The sequence below is a fragment of the Bradyrhizobium mercantei genome (assembly GCF_001982635.1).
Lineage (GTDB): Bacteria > Pseudomonadota > Alphaproteobacteria > Rhizobiales > Xanthobacteraceae > Bradyrhizobium > Bradyrhizobium mercantei.
This window is the reverse complement of the sequence record NZ_MKFI01000002.1, coordinates 594,933-616,280: the sequence shown is the minus strand read 5'-3', so window position 1 is coordinate 616,280 and position 21,348 is coordinate 594,933. Positions and strand designations below refer to the sequence as shown.

The 21,348-nt window shown below is 62.3% G+C and carries 5 protein-coding genes; 1 reads left to right on the top strand and 4 read right to left on the bottom strand.

The window, feature by feature from the left end; all coding sequences use genetic code 11:
- Nucleotides 1–27: 27 nt before the first annotated feature.
- Nucleotides 28–9,462, bottom strand: coding sequence for a hypothetical protein (locus BI327_RS10390; protein ID WP_143271575.1), 9,435 nt, complete (start codon nt 9,460–9,462; stop codon nt 28–30).
- Nucleotides 9,463–10,322: 860 nt separating this feature from the next.
- Here BI327_RS10390 and BI327_RS10380 point away from each other — a divergent pair.
- Nucleotides 10,323–11,444, top strand: coding sequence for a hypothetical protein (locus BI327_RS10380; RefSeq protein ID WP_076860158.1), 1,122 nt, complete (start codon nt 10,323–10,325; stop codon nt 11,442–11,444).
- An 8-nt stretch (nt 11,445–11,452) separates the two neighbouring features.
- Here BI327_RS10380 and BI327_RS10375 read toward each other — a convergent pair whose 3' ends face one another.
- The 3 genes from BI327_RS10375 to BI327_RS42260 are packed head-to-tail and all read right to left on the bottom strand — an operon-like array spanning nt 11,453 to nt 20,815.
- Entirely contained in the window at nt 11,453–13,699 is a 2,247-nt protein-coding gene (locus BI327_RS10375; RefSeq protein WP_076860157.1) for a hypothetical protein, read from the bottom strand.
- Nucleotides 13,692–17,966 (bottom strand): helicase C-terminal domain-containing protein, encoded by a 4,275-nt coding sequence (locus BI327_RS10370; RefSeq protein ID WP_076860156.1) that lies wholly within the window; start codon nt 17,964–17,966, stop codon nt 13,692–13,694. The genes BI327_RS10375 and BI327_RS10370 overlap by 8 nt, the downstream gene beginning before the upstream one ends.
- Complete coding sequence (locus BI327_RS42260; protein WP_159450428.1) at nt 17,963–20,815, bottom strand: hypothetical protein; 2,853 nt, start codon at nt 20,813–20,815, stop codon at nt 17,963–17,965. Before BI327_RS42260 ends, BI327_RS10370 begins: the two co-directional genes overlap by 4 nt.
- Between the last annotated feature and the right edge of the window lie 533 nt (nt 20,816–21,348).

Here is a 21,348-nt window from a genome sequence, read left to right as displayed (position 1 = left end):
TCTAAGCTGGGGATGCATGTGGCGGGCTCAGAAGAACGTGGGCTGCCAGGGTTGTCGATGATCGAAGTAACTCTGGTATTTCGTGTAGTCCTTGCCTTTGCAGACCGCCTTGTAGTTCAGGTAGGCCATCGGGTGTTTGCACTGTGCTTCGCCATTCGTGTCCTTGCATTTTCCTTCGTCCGCTGTCGTGACATGGGCGGCGAACGTGCTCGGGACGCTGGCGGCGAGCTGCTCGAAGGGAACGTTGCTCGCTAACTTCACCCGCTTTTGTTGCGGATCGATCGTATCCCCTGCATCGCCGACCTGCGCGTTCGACGAATAGCCCCTGCCCATTTCTTTGCGCGCGGTGACGCGGAATTCAATGTCTTTGATTCCCATCGAGAACGAGAAAGTGAAGATGGCGGTGCCAACCATGTTTCCGTTGGGCTGCTGGCCGACCCGAACCTGCAACATAGCCGCGAAATGGAAAATCGCGATGCTGGCCGACCCAGCGATCGTCGTGTAGCCCTCGATCGTTGAGAGGCTACGTCCAGTAGCGGTTTCCTTGAAGCTGCGAAGAAATACCCCGACGGTTATTCGGGCGTTGCCGGTCAACGGGCCTATAGCAAAACTGACAACCGCACCGAACTCGAAGCTCGCCTCGAATCCGATAATTCCTTGCGAGTTCGAGTAGAGTGCGAGATGCCCGCCGCCGCCGTACACGGCGACATTTATCAGGAAGGGCGCTTCCGGCCGTGACAGACCAACCTTGAAAAGCGCAGGCGAATTGTCGAACGGTAGAATGGCCGCTGCGTTGAGCGAGATGTTGCTGACACCGAGCACGCCCAATGCAAAACCGCACGGTGGCATGCGGTAGCCCGCTTCGAGCCCAGGTGGGTCGAACAGCGCGGAGAGGTAGAAACCATTGGCGCCGAAGGAGAAGAACGAGCTGACCGCCTGCAGAAAGCTGACCGCTTCGCCGAGCTGAACGTCGATGACATTGGCCTTGAGCTTGCCGCCTGTCTCGCTACCGAACTTGGCGCCGTCGAACGATAGCGTGACGATGTCGAGAAAGCCGCCGAGGATCTTGACCCTAAACGGCCCCATGTCACCAGACGAAGTGATTTGAGGCGGTCCGCCGTTCAGGACGTCGATGACTGTACGCGCCTTGAGCGTCAGGCGCGAGCCACTCGCGGGCTTGAAGATGCCCGCGACCTCCTGCAATTCCGTATCGAAGTCGTAAGCCAAGGTCACCTTCGTCGGAATCAGTTCGCGCAGACGACGCTCAACCTCGGCCTTGATCGCCGCAAAATCGATGATCTTACCAAGATCTCCCTTGAGTACGTCGCGCACTAGGTTGGTGACGAGGTCCCGCGCCTGATCAGCGATCAACAGGACGGCATTCGGGCCGTTTACCGGTGGCGTCGCATTTTCGTAAGCATGGCTCTTCCAGCTTTTGATGAAGTCGAAAAGGTCGACGAGTGCATTGAGCTGCTTGTTTGGATCGTTCAGGTCAGAAGCGATGCCGTTGATCCTTTGATCCTGGCCGAACAAAGCGTCGTGGCCGACATCGAGATTACGATCCTTGGGCGCAATTAGCGCGTTGCCGACTTGCGCCGCCACTGCCCCGACGTCCTTGCCTGCGTCCGAGACTTTAATGAAGAGTTCGTCCCGGTACCTGCGGGCGTCGTCGTAAAAGCCCGCAAGGCGCTTCGCGATCGTAGTTTTGACGATCCCAGCTATTTTATCGTCGCCTTGGACGATCCCGTTGACGATGTCCTGGAATTGCCCGGCCATGCGGTCGAAAAGCAGTGCCAACAGCGCCTGAATCGGTGGCTGCGCGCCCGCATCTGTGGGCAGTAGCCCGAACGGGCCCGTGCCAATGGCGCGGTCGACCATACCTACTACCTGCGTGATGACAGTCTGCGCGGCCTTGTCGAGGTTGCCGTTCTTGGCGGCCAGCGCTGTCGCATTTTCGACGATTTTCGTAGAGATCGCAGCGGAAGGACCGTCCAATAGAGTAGTGAGGGCGTTACTTGCCACCGTAAGGTCGTTGACGGCAAGCTTCACTTGCCTGCTGATCGCAGTGGGGGCGGCGCTATGGACGTTTTGGAGATAAGTCAGCAGTTGGGAGATTGCATCGCGTTCGGCCGGATCATTGAATTTTGGGCTGGTGCTGACGATCTTGCCGACCGTCGTGCTCAGCGCGTTGAATGCCACGAGGCGTGGGCCAGGCGAAGCGCCAGCATCGACAATGACGCCGGCAAGTGAGAGCTTCTGCAACAGGTTTGCCGCAGCGGATAGCGCCTGCGCCGCTACATAAAAGAAGCGCTGGCGCAGAAGGTCGATCCAGTACCGAGACTCGTCGTCGTCGGCCGCGGATGCGGGCGGCCATTGCGATGGCCACGTTGCAGGTGCGCCTCCTACCGGCTGGCTGTAGCTGGTCTGATAGGGGGGAAATTGCAAGAACAGCACGTTGGTAGCCGGATCCTTCAAGAGATCGGCGAGGGCGGTCACGACTCGGTGCGCACCGCTGATGCAGCGCGCCGCCTGGTTCGAAAGCGCGCGGACGTAGCCAAGTTGGCGTCGAAGTTGCCACGGGAATTGAGTGGGAAGCGCGTTGCAAACTTGCGGGTCGAAGTTTACCTGCTCGCTGGCAAAGCTGAGGATCATGTCCTTGAGCATGGCAAGGTCTTTTGCGGTCAACTCGGACAGAGCCCGCGCCGACACAGCCGGCGGCTGATCCACAGCTGCGTGGTTGAGCTGTATCTTTAGCGTGGCAAGCATCGGGACCAGATTGGTCGTAACGGCGATAGATTGCGCTTGCGTGTTGAGGCTGGATAAACCCGCAGCCAAACGATTGAACGCATCTACCGCGGGATCAAGCAGCGCGGCTGCCGACGCCGCGTCGGTCGGCAGCGTGGCGGCAATCAGGTTGTTGATGGCGGTGACGCTTTCGGCACACTGATTGACGAGCGTCGTGCCGAGACCGTCGATCGCAGAGCCGACTTGCGCGACCAACTTGAGTTGCTTGAAGCTGTCGCCGATCGGGTCAACCATCTTGAGGACAGTCGTCACCGCGCCAGGATCGGTCGACTGGAAGTCCTTGAACCCTCCGGTTGCCTGGTCGAGTGCGTTCAATATCGCGACGGCTTCGGGAACGAGGAGGTCTTGCGGATGGTCAGCCATCCGGTTCAGGGAAAGGACTTGTTGGGCCCAGACATCGCCGGCTTTATTCTGCGTCCTAACCACGAAGGCAGTTGTCAATTCTTTCTGGAATTGCTTCGGATCAAAAAATGGCTGACTGTCGTCGCTGGTCCCGGCCCAGACGTTCAATGCATCCGCTATGGACAAATAGAATGTACCAGCGAGGTCTCGCCACGTATCCGCATTGGGCGTCGTGAACGGACTGGTCGGTGGCGGCATAACGAAAAGCAGCGTCTGCAACTCCGTGAGGACAGTCTTGGCGAGATAGTTTCGAAGCTTGGAGCGCAGCTGTCGTGGATTGATAGTCTCGAGTATCGGTTGAAGGGTGGTGACGGCATTATCGAATTGCTGCTTGACGGCTGCTATTCGCTCGTTGAGCCACTTTTTAGCTGCTTCGCGCAGCGGGGTGATCGGGTCGCGCAGAGCCCGCTCGATGGCGTTCGCAAATCTGCGGCCGTCGGTGTAGACGGCAGTATAGGTGTTTAGCGTATCGCCCGCGCCCGATATGGCCGACGGCGGTGGTGTGGCGAGCGCGGCGTTGACGCTTTTTTGAAACGCAAAGAAACCGCTGACGACGTCGGGGTAGACGTCTTTGACGTTGACCGCGCCCGACACACCGAGATCGACAGGAGTCGTCATCGGACCGCTGAGCGCTGCGAGCGCCTGTTGCAGCGGCGTGAGCACGCGGTCCTTTATCTGGGCGTCGACGTCGCCCGCGAGGCCACCACCATATTCCACCAGCTCCTGGAGCACGGGAACGCTGCCGCCCGCCAAAGTCATGATGGACTTCAGCAAGTCCGAAAGTTTGATGAGGCCAAGGAGCGTTGCATCCGAGCCAAAAAGAGCTTGTGCGAGTGCTTTTGCGGGATCTGCAGCTATAGTCAGCGCATTAAGTCGGTCGGTGACCGCGTCGGGCGCGTCAGGGTCGGGGGCCGGCTGCCCGGAGATGGCGGCGGGTGTTGACGAGGGGGCCGGATTGGCGCTGATCGGGCCTGCGGCGCGCGACAGCGCGTGGACCGTCATTTCCGGCCGTGAAACTGCTCCGCCCTTGTCGCCGCCGTGCCCGAACGTGAGTTGGGGTGGGTTGATTGTGGAAAGGAAAATCTCTTTCGGATTCGCGCGCGGATCCATTCCTGCTGGACAAGCTGGCGGATTGGTGCCGTTCGCGGGTTCGTCAGGCTCCGGAAAGCCGTAGAGCGCATAGCTGGGGTCGTAGGAGACACGGGTCGGCGGCAGTGGGTGGCCGACGAGCTTTTCTATCTGGCCGATCTTGACGTCCGCAAAGCGCATCGCCGGATAGAACGGCGGCTGGTCGGCACCTTGCATATACGGATCGCTGACGAAATTGGCGTTAAATGGCGTCGAGGCGCCGCTAGACGAGAACGGCCGATAATTCGTGGGCAATACACATGCGGAGCCAGTGGTGCTGCGGCCCTCGGCGCCGAACACCACGAACTGAGTTTCAAATTGCGTGTCGCCGGCTTTGCTTTCGGGCGCATAAGTCAATTTTGCGCCGGAAAACCCGGCCTGTGTCAACGCTGGTATGAACGTTGGGGCGGTGCTCGTTCCGAGCCGGTTATAGTGCTCGCAGATCAGCTGGACCGCGTGCTCATTGTTGGCTGCGGCGTTGTCGACAAAAATCAGCGGTAGGCGCGTCGGGATGTTACCGTCGACTAGGACGTCGAACTTTACCTCGCCGCCGAGGCGTTTGGCGGTGCGTGGCCAGAAGGCTGTGCCACGCGCGCTGGGATTCGTTTTGAAATCAATGCGGCCGTTCGGATAAATATCATTGCTAGTTGAGCCGGACTGGTCATAGGGATCGACGATGTCAGGAGTTTGCGTAGTAACAACTGTCAGTGACTTGAAGGGTAGGCGGCGACCGCCATCGGGTTGCTGAAAGGCGGGAAACTCCTTGGTCGGTTTGCCGATCCTCAGGAACATGCGCTGGCGGAGCACCGCCATGGGGCCCTGGCGACCTGCAACAGCTTGGAAACGCCGTTCGGTAATCTTGATGAGAGCGCAATGCAGGCCGATGGGGAAGAGGTAGCCCTTGTAGACCACCTCTGCGCTGATATCCCGACCCAACACGATATTGTGGCGCCACCGCTCGATGGACAGTGCGTTGAAATAATCGGTCCCGTTGCCCGTGAGGACCGAGGCTGGCGGGTCGAAGCTGGCATTGACGCGCAAAAAACCGCCGAGTGAGGAAAGCGCCAGCTCAAGCCCTTGCGGGTCGAGTGGCCGCGGCAGATAGACGTCGTTGAGGGTTGGCAGCAGTTTTTGGGCGTCAACGTCGACCCCGTCCCAGTTCGGCGTCGAGACCTGAAATCCGTCCGGCGGTTCGACCTGGTCCTTGCCGAGCCGCACGTCGTTGCCTTGAGCATCCCTGCCGATCTTGCCGATCACCGGCAGGCCGTGCACAGACGACAGAGTGACCAATTCGTGCCGATCGAAGGCGTCTAGCGCGGTGCGGAAGCGCGGCGGGAAAGTGTCGGGAAGCGGATTGTCCTGGGCTTCTCTGCCCATCGCCCATGGCGCGTAGGGCCCACGCATGGGCGGACGGTTGACCCGGCTCGGGGGAGGATTGAGCCCTCTGCCAGTGCCGGCGCCTACCGTGCCCGGCACGAAAGCTTCAGGGCGGAAGTCGGGCGACCAGATGGCGCGTACGGCCGAATTGGGTTGCGTCTCGAAGGCCGCCGTCCACAGCGGTTCGACGACCGTCACGGGCTTGGTGGCGCGTGTCCCGCTCGTCGACCCGAACAGCCAAGGCGGAACGACCCGCCGCGTTCGGAACCTCCCGTCCTGGGCCGGCGACAAGAAGAGCCGGAAAGGCATTTCGATCGCGGTCTCGAACGGGCCAGGTGGGGCCGCGGCGGACGCGGCGACCTCGGCGAGCCGCTGCTCGGCAGTGACCGTCGCGGCCGGCCAATTGCGCCTGGTCCGATTGGCGGTCGTGCTTTTGTCGTTGCTGGCGGCTTGGCCGCCGCGGCTAAAGCCTTGCTGCAGAAGTTGTGTTGCGAGATCCTGGTCCTCCACCCGATCCCAGAGGGGCCGGCGTGAACCATCCGCATAGGCCTTGAGAAGCTTTTGGGCGCGGCGTATCACCACAAGCTCGTGCCGCGACCAGTTGGTCAACTCGCTGAAGGAAAATTCAATCCGTCCGCCGTTGTCGCCGGTCTCGAAATCGTCGGTATTGATGCGGAACGCCAGCCGCGAGGGACCGGACAGTCGGGCACGCGATAGCGGCGTCGGAATTTCATCGCCCGTCAAACCCAACTGGGCTTGGACCGTCGTCACGAGATTCCGCACGAACAGTGGGAAGTCTTTCTCCAAGAACGCTTTGAAGTTGGCCGCATCCTGTCTTTGGCGAATCTTCGCAATCGTTTCGAGCAGTGGTATCCGGCCTGTGAAAGTGCTAAGGCTGCCGTTGACCCCGCCGTCGCCTGAGGAAGGCTTAGCGGCATCGTCGTACGCTTTTTTCAGCGTGACGAAGAAAGGATCACGGGCTTCCCGGATCTTTTTGAGGATTGGAGTCGCTTGGTCGACCAGAGCCTCGAGCGAAGCCTTGAGTGCGGGGTCGTTCGGCTGCTGCGCCGCAATGCCCATCAGCTGCTGGCTCGCCGCGTCCGCCACCTTCCGGCTCGGGTCATCCTTCGGTTTGAAATCCAGCAGATGCGAGACCGTCGCTTCGATATCCTGGTTGCTGACGGGATCGTCCGGCAGTGCGTCGAAATAATTTGCCCTTGCCACGGGGGTGTTGTTGGCAACGATTTCCGCGACGCGCCGCGCTTGGGGATCGAGAAACTCCTCGCCAACGTAGATTTGCTGTTCCGCAGTGAGGAGATCTTTACCGGCTTTTTTAAATTCGTCCGCAAACGCCGAGAAGGCGGCATCACCCGACATCGCCTGTGTCAGGTGGCGGCGCAACTTTATTCGCTGCTTCGCCCTGGTGTCCAAGGTCGGCGCATCGGGCGGTTGCTTCTGGCGCGGTCTCTGCGACAGATAAAGGGACCGCAGTTTTTCGAACTTCTCAGTCAGCTCGGGGTGGTCGCTAAGCACCGAAGCGGGGTAGGCGGGTGGGACGGGCCTAGCCGGTCGCTGCTCGAAGAAAGCCTCTTCCGCCACGTGCTGAGAGGGAAATTCCACCACCATCATGGCGCGCGGATCGAACGGAGCGATGCTCATGTCGGGATCGCCGGCGCCGGCTTGGTTCGCGTCCGGGCTCTTGCCGGAGTCCTTATTGCGGTCCGCGGGAGACTCAAGTGCCGTTTGCCGGGCGAGGCCGCGCGGTATGAGCCAAGCCTTTTGGTCTTTACCACCGACGTCTTGCACGAGATCAAGTCCGGTGAAGCGATAGGTGAGGCAGGTCAAGTCGCGCCAGCGCCGCAACCGCAGCAAGGCGTTGTCGAGTGGCAGCACATACGGGCCGCCGTAGGTGCCGGCTGCCGGTGTTGCCTTGGTGGAAGTTCCCAGCGACAGCCGGCCGATGCCGTGACGGGTGTTGGCGCTGTCGTCGAGCCCGAACAACCGGAACAACACTTCGCATCCCTGCGGAAACGCGAGATCAACGCGGCAAGCCCGCCCGCGGTCCGCCAAAGAACCGACCACGTTGCCGGCCGGTGCTTCGGCGTCGTTGAGTGCGACGCCGGCGCTTCTGACCCGAGCGGTCGCCTCGAAAGCTCTGATCGTGCGATCTTTTACCTGCAACCGGACCGGTCGCCGCAATTCATATTGTGACGGCCTCGGCCCGTCGTCGCCCTGCTGGGGTACCGCGAGCGCGTCGCGCCGGCGAACTCGCTTGTCTTCGGGGGCTTCGATCTCGAACGGGCCGAATGCCGTCAAAAGTGAAATGCTGTGCTGGGACAGCTGAAAGTCGGCGTCGAGCAGCAAGGGCGAGCCATCGGCGGCTCCCGAAAAGGTCAACCTGCCATCGACGAGCCGGAAGGGGCCCTCCCGACGCGAGTCCTTCTTGTCGCGGGTCGTGAGCACCGAAAGCTCGGCGCTCACGTTTTTCAATGTCGTTTCGATCGCGACGGACAGGCGTGGACCATTTTCCTCGAGTTGAATGCCCTGGGGATCACCTGAAGGATCGCGCCGGACCAACAAAACAGGCGATGACGCAGCGACGGCGATATGGTCAAGAGCCAGGCTGTTCGACTGTCCGTTGTTCAGTTTGTGCTCGCCCAGCAATAGGCGGCGCGCATTGGCCCGAAACTCCGGCATCATCGCCACTGTCCGAGGCGTCACCGATCTTTGCTTTTTGTTCGCGGTCAACGGCACCGAAGGCGCGTTCGATGCGAGCGAGGCTGGCTGACCTTCGTCGGGGCGCGCAGGGTCTTGGTTGGCTTGCGGCGTACGCTTCTGATTGGCTGAGACCGGTTGGTTTTGCACACCCGGCGCGGGACGCTGCGTCTGTCCGTGGCCCGGAGTCACGCCGACCGCCGCATGGTCGCGCCATAGATCGACGCGGCTCGAGCTGCCGACCAAAACTTGCCGAAACGCGGCATCGCCGAGCATTGGATTGGCGTCGGCCACCACCGCGAAGCCGTTCGTGTGTTCGACAGTGGAACCAACCGACCGGAAACGCCATATAAAGGGCTGGTCTTTCTCCGTCGGCAGGACCAGAGAGAGCGTCATCTTGTCGGTTCGCGGAAGGCGCAATCGGGATAAAAACACCTCGTTGAGCAGGCCTCGCGCCAGCCGAGTATCCGAGGAAGTGTTGATTTCCCCTGCGCCGAGCCAGTCGCTCAGGCTGAGGTTCGCCACCAGAGTCCGCTCCCCCCGAGATAGCAGACCTCGGACTGCGATCTCTATTCTTGGCTCGAGCGGATCGCGAGTATGGATGAATTTGAATATCAAACCGAAATGGTTCGGCTCTTTGCTTCGGCGCGCCAATTCCAGCCCGGAAAACACAACCTGGACGTCATAGGCGACGCCGTGGATTGCCGACTTCAGAGGCTGTACAGCTACCTTCGCGTATTCGCCGAACGAAATTTCGCGCAAGGAACGCCACGGCGACTTGTTCTTGCCCTGATCATCGAACGACACCGCAACGACACTACGCCCATCCGCGTCAGGATCGGGCGTGCGGTAAATCGACCATCGATGCGTCGGCCGGGCATCGTCGGCGAAGGCACCCGTCGCGTAGGCCCCGGCAACCGAGCCCGTACCAATTAGGAAGCCGCGGCGCGTCAGAGACGTATTATCATTCCGGAATGCATCTGCGTCAGCAGACTGAGCGATATCTGGAACTGCGTCGTCGTCCCCTGTCGCCACGTTCGCCACCTGAAATAACAAGGCAGATCAAAAATAAGCTTTAGGACTACACATACATGAACAGCCCGGGGCAATCCGCAGAGCTGCCGAGGCGTTGATCGAGATCAATAAATTGATGCTCGCAAAGCGAGCATCTGGCCGGACAGGTATCCGACGTGGTGACTCAACATCAGCACGAAAACGCGCCCCAAGCAATGAGAAGTTGTGGCCCCTCGGAAAGATACTTGCGGCGGGGCGCGCAGCTATCCCTCAAGTTCTACATCTGAGGTGAATGCATCATGGTCACTGCTTCGAGGATCCTCACACTATGCGCGGGGTTTATCGAACCTGCGAGACGATCAGCGGGCGAAGCTGGTGCAAGTCGACACAGCGCTCGCTTCCTATCTGGATCTTACTGACGGACGGGAGTGCGTCGACTTTGTCCTTCGCCAACTCCGCGCCACTAGCGAATGGCGCGCGCAAGCGCCTTGGAAACCTCGTGGGTAACCAGCGCATGCTTTTCGACCAGTTCGCCCGCGCGATTGGCGTACTCCTCGACATATTGACCTAGAACAGCTTGTCAGTCTGACCTCTCCGCATTCAACCACCGGAGCAATTCGCGGAGGACGGAGACTGCGCTGAAACGCTGATCATTTCGCTCATGCAAAACGATAAAGACAAGAAGAGAAATAAGAAGTGCGGTGCCAATCCCTCCGTCCGCTAATACTCCAACCAAAATTAACAATGTTGTTCAATTATCGATTGCAGGGACAACTGGCGCAATCTAAGGGAATTTTAGCCGCGGTGGAAGCCTCGTCGTGATGCATGCGCGTAACCTGGGCTTCAGTGGGCATTTGTGAGGGGGCCGGAGACGTTGACGGATGGGCGTGCACAAGATTCGCTATGTAGTTCGGCCGCCTGGCGCCTGCCCGAAGGAGTTGCTCTCCGGAAAAGGTCCCGGCGGCACGTGCGAGGTGGACACCGATTTCGTGGCGGCATGCGCCATGGGAGAGCTCTTTCAGACTGGCGGCGGATCGAGCAGGCCGTTAGCCCTGCTGTTCCAAGAGCTTCTTGTTTCCGGCGGAAACGAACTGATCTGGAAAGGCAACGGGCCGGGGCGCGGCAAGGAGATGCGCCGCGCGTTTTCAGGCCTGTTCGGACGATTCTTTGCCCGGGCCTACCTGACCAGGTACCACGATTTCGCCTGGTTCACGCCGATCGACGGAGATCCGACGAACGTCTCGAAGCGTTTGCGTGTGACCCGACTTTCGGGGAAGGGGACCGAGCTTCCGGATTGGATATGCGGCTCCGGATCGGATCGAGTTGCGGTCGCCGAGGCCAAGGGAACGAGCCAAGCGTCAAACGGCACCGGCGCTGGGTTGCCCGGGCCCATAAGGACCGCCGACGGTCAACTAAAGGGCGTCGTGGTCGAGAGGTTGCGGAAAGTGGCTGGCAAGGAGCGCTGGACTGCCGTCCGCACCAAGGGGTGGGCAGTCATGTCGCGCTGGGGAGTCGAAATCCCACCGCGCGACGCTTTCCTCTACGTGCTCGATCCGGATACCCACGGCGAACCCCCGTCGGCACACGAGCGGGACGATATGGTCCAGGATATCGCTCGGGCCCATGTCGGCTACCTTCTGGCCGGCATGGGGTTCAGCGAGATGGCATCGCAGCTTTTGGCGCAGCACGTCGCCGGCGGCAACAGGGCGCTGGAAGGAGCGTTCCTCGGGTCGGACGGTGAGACCTCCGCGACCTATCTGGGCGTACCCGTTGGGCCACTTGGCGTGTTGCCGTTTCCACTTGGACAGGCTCTGACCCTCGCACAAACGATTCCGGATTCGATCCGGTTCGTAGGGGTCGATGCGGATGTCATCCGGAGAGCGCTCGCAGGCCAGCGCCTCGACGCGAGGCCGCGCCGAAGCGAGGGACCGGTCCAGCTTGGCGCCGACGGTTTTCTGTATGCTCCCATCGAACGCGTCGCGCCGCGCGCGGTCGCGATTTGAGCGCAACGCTATTCGGCCGCTTCGCGACTCTGCCGTCCCTGACGCAGAATCCGAACCACCTCGAAATAGCCTTCGATGCTCTGGTCGCGGGGGATAGCGACGTCCCAATGCGGTTTCGCCATCCCTCGCAGCACAGAGCGGCTAAGAAGGTTGTTGCGAGTGATGCAGCAGACCTCCGGAATCAGAATGCAGTCCGGACAGGCGCCGCCGCGCTCGTCGCAAAGGACTCCCGAGCCGCATCGCAGGCTGGTCGGATCCAGCATCGAGGACAGGATCAGGTTGCCGTCGGTCGGATTCGTGGCCATACGCCAGGCCGAACTCAGATACCCGAGATCCATCGTCGTTCCCCGTCTGTAGACGACGAACGCCAGATCCGGCAGGAAGATGTGCTCCGTGAGGCTGCCGAGTTCGAGGCCGGAGACCTGCGCGACCGCGTGCATCATCTGGTGCGACATCGTGTGGAGCAGCGTGTAGACGTACGAGCATAGATTGCGGCTGTCGGCCGTTGCGTTGCCCCGGTACTCGTCGAGCCAACTCGAAAATCCGTGGCCTCCCGGATTGATCGTTTCGTAATCGTCGATGAGAACTGCGCCCAGCCTGCTGTTCGGTGCGGGAAGCGTATACGCGATGCCGTTGGCGTCGAGCCACGCTCGCACGCAGGACTCGTCGAGGCGGACGTAGAAGGCTTCGTTGTCCTGCTTCATGACGTAGATGGGCTGAACGTGTTCCTCGTGGAAGTAGGCACGAGGGAAGAGGTTCAGCTTGACCGGCATCTCCCAGGCTTCGCCGGTCTTGTCTCGAACCACGCGCGGGCCGGACTCGACCCTCGAATAGCCGAACGTGAATTCGCACACGGGAAACTTGCGTACGAGACGCATGTCCTCGACGCCTAGCATCGAGAGAAGGTCCGAAATCCGCCGTTTAGTGGTGTCGACTTCGGCCGCGGTCATGTCGGGGATGATCGGCTCTTTCGGCTCCTTGACATTGATCACCTTGCTGCCGTCGTTGAGCACGTCGATCTCGAGGGTCTTGTGCTCGATCGCCTGGCGGATCGGATCGAATTTTCGGTTCCACTCAGAACCACGAATTTCTACCGCCTGATTCAAGGCGGGAGTGCGCTGGTAGACATCAGGGATGAGACCCTCGGCGCGCCAGCGGTCCAGTTGATCCTGCTGCGCCTTGACCGAAGCTTCGGCCAGGTCAGGCCGGTTGGCCTGCTTCATCATGGCGGCCATTTCGGCGTATTGCCGGTAGGAAAGCCATTCCTGAGAACGGTTCTTCTCTCGCAGGGTGTTCTCGATGTCCGCCTCGGCGATCTCGAGCACGGGATAGGAGAACGACTTGGCGATGAAATTCTTGAGGTCGTCCGTGCGCCCCCGCAGCAGGAGCGGGAAGTAGTCTTCGTTCGCCAGGGCGAGCACCCGATCGCCCTGGACGTAGTAGGCGCTGTTGGCGCGGTACGACACGGGCTCCATGTTGACTTCGACCAGCTGGTTGCGCCCCTGCGCGATGCCCTCGCCGAGGGCCCGCAAACTGGCCGGATCTTTGACCACGGGAAGTTCGGTCGCGCTGTTGCAGGCCGAGCAGATCAAGCGCCACTTGCTGAACGTCGGCGACGTGCGGTCGAGCAGGAAGTGCGGGTTGCCGCAATGGCACTGGACCCTATTCCAGACGATGTCCTGCCGGTCGCGGTCCCAACGGTTGTAGAGTGTGGAGATGCGTTGATAGCCACCCGACCAGTGAACCTGTACGACGTCGAGCTGCTCCCAGTTCGCTTGACACTGTTCGTTCCGGATGCGGAGCGGGCACCCGTCCTCAAGAGTGCCGCTGCGCGTCTCGAAGTCCTCGACATTCCGGAAGTCCTTCATCAGTCCGCACCGCCGGCAGACGAAGGTCAGCGGCTCCGGCACGTAGTTCATGACGTCCGGGACGAGAAAGGCGAGGCGGTCTCCCTGCAGTCGCGGGACCGCCCCGTCGTTTCGGAGTTGAGCGTCGAGGACAAGCTCCGGGTCGACCGGCGGCTGCCCGCCTTCCCGCCGACAATTCAGGCCCTGAGCTTCCCAGTTGCGGACCCGTTCGTTGATGCTGTCGACGATCTGGTTCTTCAGCATGTCGGTGAGGTCCGCCCTGATGCGAGCGGCGGGATGGGCGATGCAGGCCCCCATGCCGCCCTCGAACGTGAAGAAGGCGCCCGGCGCGTAGATCGTCGCAAGCTGCGAACGAGAGCGCTTCATCGAAAAGTTTTCGTCAGTCATTTCGCAACTCCGCCGTCGCCTCGACCACGCCGGTCGGACGCGGGGTGCCGCCCTCCCGGATGAACCTCATCATTTTCTGGAAACGATCCTTGGCGTCCGCCTTGCGGCTCGAGATCTGAGGACGCACCGTACCCGGAGCGTCGACGTCGCGCAGCGAGGTCATTGGGCTGTCCACGTTGCCGCGGAACTGCTCCCAGAACGCCGCGAGGTCGCCGTCCGCCGTCGGCAGTTCGAGCAGCCGCACGAACTCCCTGAGCCGCTCCCGCACCATCGTCGTGACGATCTGCCGTTGCGTATCGGCACCGCCGACTTCGGCGTCGATGCCCAGGCAGCCGGCGATGTATTTCTCCAGACCGTCGATGAAGGGGGCCGTCTTCATGCGGTTCACCAGCGATCGGACGTACGAGACCTTGCTGAATATCCGTGCCCGTTTCTTCTCGGGATCGGAGTCCGCAACGAATTGCTCCTGGTAGATCTTACCGATCAACCAGTTCTGGATCAGGGACGGAACGACGCGCACGACGGCGCGATCGGCCCAGCGCTCGATGGCCGGCGGCGCGATCATCCTCTCGAGGAATCGATGGAATGTCTCGTGGACCTCGAAGATGAAGCGGTCCCGCCGGTTCTGCGGAGTGGGGATCAACATCGAGAATCCGACGTGGGTGCGCCCGACGCGCGAGCTCGCCTGGATGAATTCGTCGATCGCCGTCGGCATGCCGGCGAAGAACATCGAATTGAAGTTTTCGACGTCCACGCCGTGCGACACCGCCGACGTGGCCACGATCATCCGCAGCACATCCTGCACGTCCTCGGTCGTGGGATCCAACCTCCGTTCGGCCTGGCGCACGATCGCCTCGACCGTCCCGGATTCCACGCCGCCGCTGATCAGGTCCGTGCGGATGCCTTCGACGATCGCCGACGGCCCGAAATCCTTATGCTGGCGGTCCGCGATGCCGGGCAGCGCGGACAATATCTGGTCGCCACCCTTCTTGTTCGTGACGTAGGTGAGCGCCACGCGGTGGAGGTCGACCGTGGAGGCCAGGACGTCGAAACGCGCGTCAGCTTCGATGCGAGCCAGCGCGGCACCATGGCGGCCGGCGAGCGGGCCGGCGCCGAGATGCGAGGCGACGAGGCGGACCGCGGCAGACTGTCGGGCGCCATCTCCGGAGCAGAGATCGCGCAGCAGCATCGTGACGATGGCCGTGAAGGCTCCGAGGATCATGACGGATGCGGTCGTGTGGGGGCGACCGTTGGTGAGAAGACTGACGTAGACCCGCGCCCACGGCGCATAGGTCTCGACCGCACTCGGCTCGGTCGAGGGGAGCGCCAGTATATCGTTGCGCTCTCCGGCGCTTCCCTCGAAGCGGCTTGGATTGGCGTAGAACGATCGGTAGAGCCGGGTGCCTTTGCGGGGAAATTGCCGCACGCGCTTCTGGTAGAGGACGCGGATCTGGCGCTCAGGATCGGAGATCGTGGCGGTGGCGCACACGACCTTCGGAAGCCGGATGTCCCCATCGCCGCCGGGCACAACAGACATCCGGTCGCCCAGGATGGGGCGCAGAGAGCGGAACCACTGGTACAACGTCGTCTCGAACAAGCCGGCGAAGGTGCCGAGGCTCTCCTCGAGAAGGTGGGCTTCGTCCTGGATGATGAGGGAAGGCACGGGATCGACGAACACTTCGACTCCGTTCGAGAAGGACGGAGCGATCGTGCGGCGTCCTTCCATCGCCTTCGACACGTTCAGATCGTAGGGGGTCTCGATGAGGCCGTTGTCGTCGAGGAGGCGCGCGAGCCCGAACATTCCTCCGATCCGGTTGATCGTGGACCAATGCTGTCCGATCAAAGCGAGTTTGTCGATCGTACCGAGCAGGATCGCCGGCGCGGACCGGTAGATGTCGTAATCGACCAGAAGGAAGGGCAGCGGCCGCTGGAGGTTGGTCTTCGTCCTGACGTTCCATTCGCATGCCGCCTCGAGGCATACGATGCCGAGCCGCTGCTGTTCCTGGGGATAGCGGCGCAGGGCGGTGGGACGGTCGCAAAACGGACAGTTCGGCAGCTTGTCGTAGTCGCGCAGCGCGGCGAGGTAGGCCGGGTCGCGACGGTTGGCGGGCTCGTCGGCATGCGCGTCGGAATCGATCGCCGGGATGCATTTGAATTCATCCAGCACCTGGTCGCCGTTGGCGAGCCTGTTGGGCGTGCTGCCGCTTCCGACCCAGAAGCCGATCTCGAATGGGGCGCCGGCGATGCGCTCGTCGCGGCGGATCATCTCCGCCTTCGCCAGCACCCTCGCGAGACGTCGGGCCTGCTGCGCAGTCAGCAGCCGCAGCGGATAGCGAATGAGTGCCGAAATCCCTCGATGTTTTCCGCGCAGCCTGTCGAGGAAGAGGGTGAACAATAGCAGGCCGAAAAAGGCCTCGGACTTGCCGCCGCCGGTGGCGAAATAGAGCAGGGACGCCGACTCGATCGACTCCTTGTTGGGTCGGTACAGATGCTCGAATTCCTTCAGCCTGGTTGCAGGAGAAACCAGGTTGGAGAGGATGAAGCCCAGCTGGAACAGGCGCCACGACGTCTTGGCTTCGGTGCGTCCGACCTCGAGGAACGCTCGGTTGGTCAGATACCAGGCCTTGAACGGCGCCGCACCCGCCGACGTCGGATCGTCGAGCCAGATTTCGCGGCTGCGCTTGAGCAGATCGATGCCGACGCGGAGGTCCGCGACCTCTTCTCCGTAGGCGACGATGTCCTGCTCGAATTTTTCCCGCTCGCGCTCGCGGCCGACGGTGTCCAAGGGATCGAGCCCGGTCGTCGGGTCGACCGTCGCCCGCTGTTCGGCGATCCAGCGACCGAAGGCTTCGGGGACAAGATCGAGTTGATCGATCTCGATGTTCGGATCGGCGAGGGTCTTAAAGTCGATGTCGAGGTTCTCAATACGGTTCGGGACGATGCGCGGCAGGACGTATCGCGGCGCCCAGGTCGTCGTCAGCCGGACCCCTCCCTCGAAGGATACCCGCTCTACTCCGGCGTTCCAGCCGGCCGCGAAGATGGAGTGGAAACCCTGGCTGTCGTAGGCGGGCTTGACGCGTTCGAGAACGTAGGGGACCAACGCGGCCGCGGGGCGGACCTCGATGTCGACGCGCACCTGGAAGATTCCGCCGTCGCCCTCCTGCTCTCCAACGCTTCCGCACGAGCGATGCAGGAGGCCGATCGCGGCCTGCACGACGTTCGGTTCGATCGGACTGGCCGCCCATTCGATGGAGATCTCGATCATTTGATCCGGCCAGAGATGAGCCTTGTTGACCGGTGTGGCGCGGATGTTGGCGAGAGCTGCTTCCCAGGCCTGCCGGGACCGGAAGACGCTCGGACGCAGGCGTTGCTTGCGCCAGCACCACTGGTCGCCCTCGGGAGAGCGGATGAAGTCGTCGTAGGCGGCTTCGATGGCCTTGCACATCTGCATGGAATGTTCGCGGACGAGCCTGGCGCGCTCCTCCGCGCTGCCCGGCAACGGCAGGATGAGCACGGGCAGGGCGACGTACAGGCGTCGGAATTTCATCGGAATATCTTCGGGCGAACAGAGTTCGTCCGGATAGACCGCTCCGTCGACAGTCTCGGCCACTTCGATGGGGGTCTCCTCGCCGGCGACCGCCTCGACCTTCCGTGACGAGAGGGGCGGAGCATCCGGCGTGTTCTCCGGCTCCTCCTCCGGATTGACGATGACGACGGGCTCTTCGGTCTTCTCGAAACGCACCCCGCGCTTCGTGAGCAGTTTCCTGACGGCTTCCTTAAAGATGACCTTCCGCGGGCGAGCGTCGCCCTCACCACGCGCGGCCTCCGCGATCTTCCCCGCCTCGGCATTGACCTCGAGGCGGACGGGTCTGGAGAGACGCGGCTTCGGACGAAGGCCGAGAATGTCGTTTTCCAGATCCTGCCAGGTCGGAAGCACCCGCACGTAGACCGCCAGATGCGGTCGTACCTCGATCTCGCCTTGTGCGCCGTCCGATAGCTTGAGGCTCGCGCCGTGGACCGCAATGCGGATGTCGCTGCTCTCGTCCTCGCCGGCCGACGAAAGCTGGTTGAGGAGGAAACCGGACGAGAACTGGTCTCGCGGGCGCTGTCCCAGCACGATCTCTCCGAAGGCGCCGGTGCCGGAAGCCTTGGACGCGACGGCGTTGACGAGCGCGTCGCAGACCGCCTCCTTGAGCTCCTGCGCGAGGTCGGGTTCATCTCGAAGCGCCGAATTGACGCCAGGAAGGCCGGTGGGTGCCGCTGTCATCGGGCGTGCTCCTTGCGTTGTTTGGCCGAAATGAGATCCTTCTGGACGATCACGCTCGCGCTGCGGACCATCTCTTCCCAGAGTTGCTTGAGCTCGGGCTTCCGTTCGGCGGCACGCGAATAGAAGGCGTGCGGGTTCTTCACGAACTCCTGGGCGCGGCTGTGCGCGTGCAGACCGACCTGGATGGCCATCACGCGGGAACTGACGACCGCGTTGTACCAGTATTGCGCGGACATCATTTCGGGCATGCCTAGCGCGTTCATGAAGATCGCGAAGGTCTTGACGGAGCGCGGCGCGTCCGGACGGCCGCCGGCGCGGCCCGTCGACATCCAACGCAGGACGTTGGAAAGCTCGTTTCGGCCGACGTCGAGCGTCTCGTCGATCTCCTCGGCCGCAGCCTTCATCCGCGCGAGAACCTCCTGTGCCTGCTCTTGTCTGCCGCCCGGGATCAGCGCGACGCGGTCGCGCACCGCCTTCTGGTAGGACGAGAGCAGGGTCGTGCCCTCGGACTTCACGGGCCCGAGAAGGAATTCGATACGATCGTGCAGGTCCCGGCTGAAGACGAAGATGCGGTCTCCGATGGCCACCTTTTCCGCCGCCAGTCCCCGCAACGGGTTCACATCGTCGTCCTGGATGACCAGACATTCGGACTGCGGCAGCAGCCGCAGGAGGTAGCCGTCCTCGGTACGGAGCTCGATCACGGGACCATCGTAGGGCGCGCCGTCCGAGGAGTCCTGCACGGTGAAATCGAGTGTCAGGTCGGGCTCGAACTCGGGAGAGATCGTCTTTTCGAAGTCGAACGATGTCAGCCCTTCGGCGCACTGCGCCAGGCTCTTCGAAACGGCGCCGAGCCGCTCCGCCGGCTTGCCGGCGAACAGCGGCAGCACCGGCGCCAGTACGGTTGTGATGGCACCGAGCATTCCCCCGTCGCCTATCAATCCGACCTTGCGGGGCAGCGAAGGCGACAGGATGATGCGCTCGAAGTCGCGAACCTTCGGGTTGACGAGCAGAAGCGAGTCGATCGGCGCACCGCGCGACGTCGCAGACAAAGTCGATGCGAGCGCTTCCGTCGTCGTCAGAATCAACTTGTTCGCGAGCTTCTCCTGATCGACGTCGTCCCGGCCGGCCAGCCACTCCGAGATGGCGGAGAGCACGACGCGGTCGCGGAACGCCACTATTGTGCGGTTCGCCTTGTTGGCCGCTTTGTAGATCAGTTCTCGGACGAACTCGGAGACCTCGCCGCCGTCGGCGTAACGCTCGACCATAGCCTCGGTGCGCTGGCGAAAGGCGAAGACGGCATCTCCCAAGCTGTCGGAGGTCGCTTCAGCCTTGCGCAGCGAATCCGCGACGGCGAGGTAACGATATCTGGCGACGACGAAATCGCTCACGGCGCCGGCCCGCTCCATGAAGTCGAGATGTTCGCGAAACTCCGTCAGAGGGATCGGAAGGCAGGCCACGGTTCTTACGAAGGTAATCGCCTTCACGACAGCGTCGGCCGCGCCGGCATAGCCGGCGTTTCGGAGAGCGGCGGCGAGCGATAGGGCGTCGGCCCGGAACTTCGCGAGCTCTTCGGCCTTCAGATGCGTGGCGAACGACACCGTGTTCCAGCCGTCCGTGCCGCCTCCCTGCGCCGTGAAATCGTTCGGGACGATCTTTACGAAGGCGTCGATCTTGGCGCGTTCGGGTACGGTGCGGCCGTTCGCGGCACGCTTCGCCAAAATTTCCGCGGCGGCCTTCGCGATGAAGCCATCCTGGGTGATGACGACGATCGGCACCTCGCGGGGAAGGCCGCCCACGAGGTGGGCGATGCGGCGCAGACCCTTGAGCCAGGCGTCCGCGCCACCGAACGCCACGTCAGTGGCGTCGGCGACGACGAGGTCGCATCGCTCCGCCAGTCGGGACTCGGTCTTGAATAGACGATTGATGTCGTCGACGGCGGCGGGAAGCCCGAGAATCGCGATGGGCGCCGCGCTTTTCGAGGAGATCTCGCGCCGGTATTTCGAGGCTTCGCGGATCAGGGTCCGGCGCGACGCGATCTCGCCAAGGAAGTCCTCGTCGCGGTCGGCGTAGCGAATGACGTGATTATGCGCGAGCGGTCCGAAGGTCGGGATCAATTCGCGCAGATTGGGATGGCTGACGTTCGCTCCGGCCTTGTTGGGCGAAGCGTCCTTGAGGCTCTTCAGAAGATAGGCGTTCTGGTAATCGGCGCCGTGATACTTCGAACTGTCCATATTCCGGATCAAATCGAGGTAGCGGGTCGCCAGATCCTGCTCGTCCACCAGGATCGACTTGAGGCTGTGCGTCTTGCGGTCCGTAAACGGATAGTATGCGACCGTGGACCGAAGCATCGGCTGAGCGGACTGTGCGCGCAGCAAAGCCGAGATCGTTGCACCGAGTGGCCGGTTGAGCTTGTCGGGCCAAGTGAAGACGACTCTGCTTGTCCGCTCCACCAGCGCGTCGGCGATCATTGAGACCGCGCTCGCCGCCGCCGGCACGTAGTTCACCTCCGACCCGAGATCCGAGCGGTGATAGAGGCGCAGCGCCGGCAGTACCGGGCGCGCGTCCCGAACGGGACTCTTGCCGGGAGGGCCGTCGGTCGTGGCCGGCCGATCGATGGCGGGCTTCGACAGCAGGCTGCGCCGACGCTCGCGATCGTTCTGCTGCGACTGCCTGATGACGTCGAGGTTGGAGCCGAACCGGTTTCTCGGGTCTCCATCGCGTCCCCTCATGGACGTCCCCCGGTCTTCAGCACCGCGGTCAGTTGCAATTCGAGCTCGCCGCGTGCGATCCTCACCCAGTCCTTGCCGACGACGATGTTGTACGCGCCGGCCTCGTTCGGGCGGCGCCAATGCGGGCGATCGGTCTTTTGCAAATGCTCGAGCGCACGCCAGTAATCGCCGAACGAGCGTTCGGCCCCGCGAGGACCGATCGTCCAGCCTCGCTGACGCATCAAGTCCGGAAGAAATAGGGCACCGTCCGCCGCCCGCGGCACGAAGGACCACTCGACGACGTCGCTCTCCTTGCCGGCAGACCTCGCATCATCGGGTTGGGAGTCGAATTCCTGAAAAGGCGCTACGAGCCCGGAGTTGATGGCCTCGATTGCCTCGCGCCAACAAGAGCGGGACCAATCCTTACGGTCGGCGAGCCAGCTCCGCGCCGCGTGAGGATCGGCGGATCCCGCTGAGCCCGTGAGTTGCTGCCGGGAGAGCAGGTTTTGGATGGTCTTGACGCTGACGCCCCCAAGCCAGGCAAGGCCGGCGGCCGGAGCCTGCCGAGTTCCTTCATCCACGGCAAGGCGCGCGAGGGCGATGTCGCGCAGCATTTGCAGGTTCAGGCGTCCGGATGCGGCAGGAACCTTCGGTAGCTTGTTCAAAAGCGATTC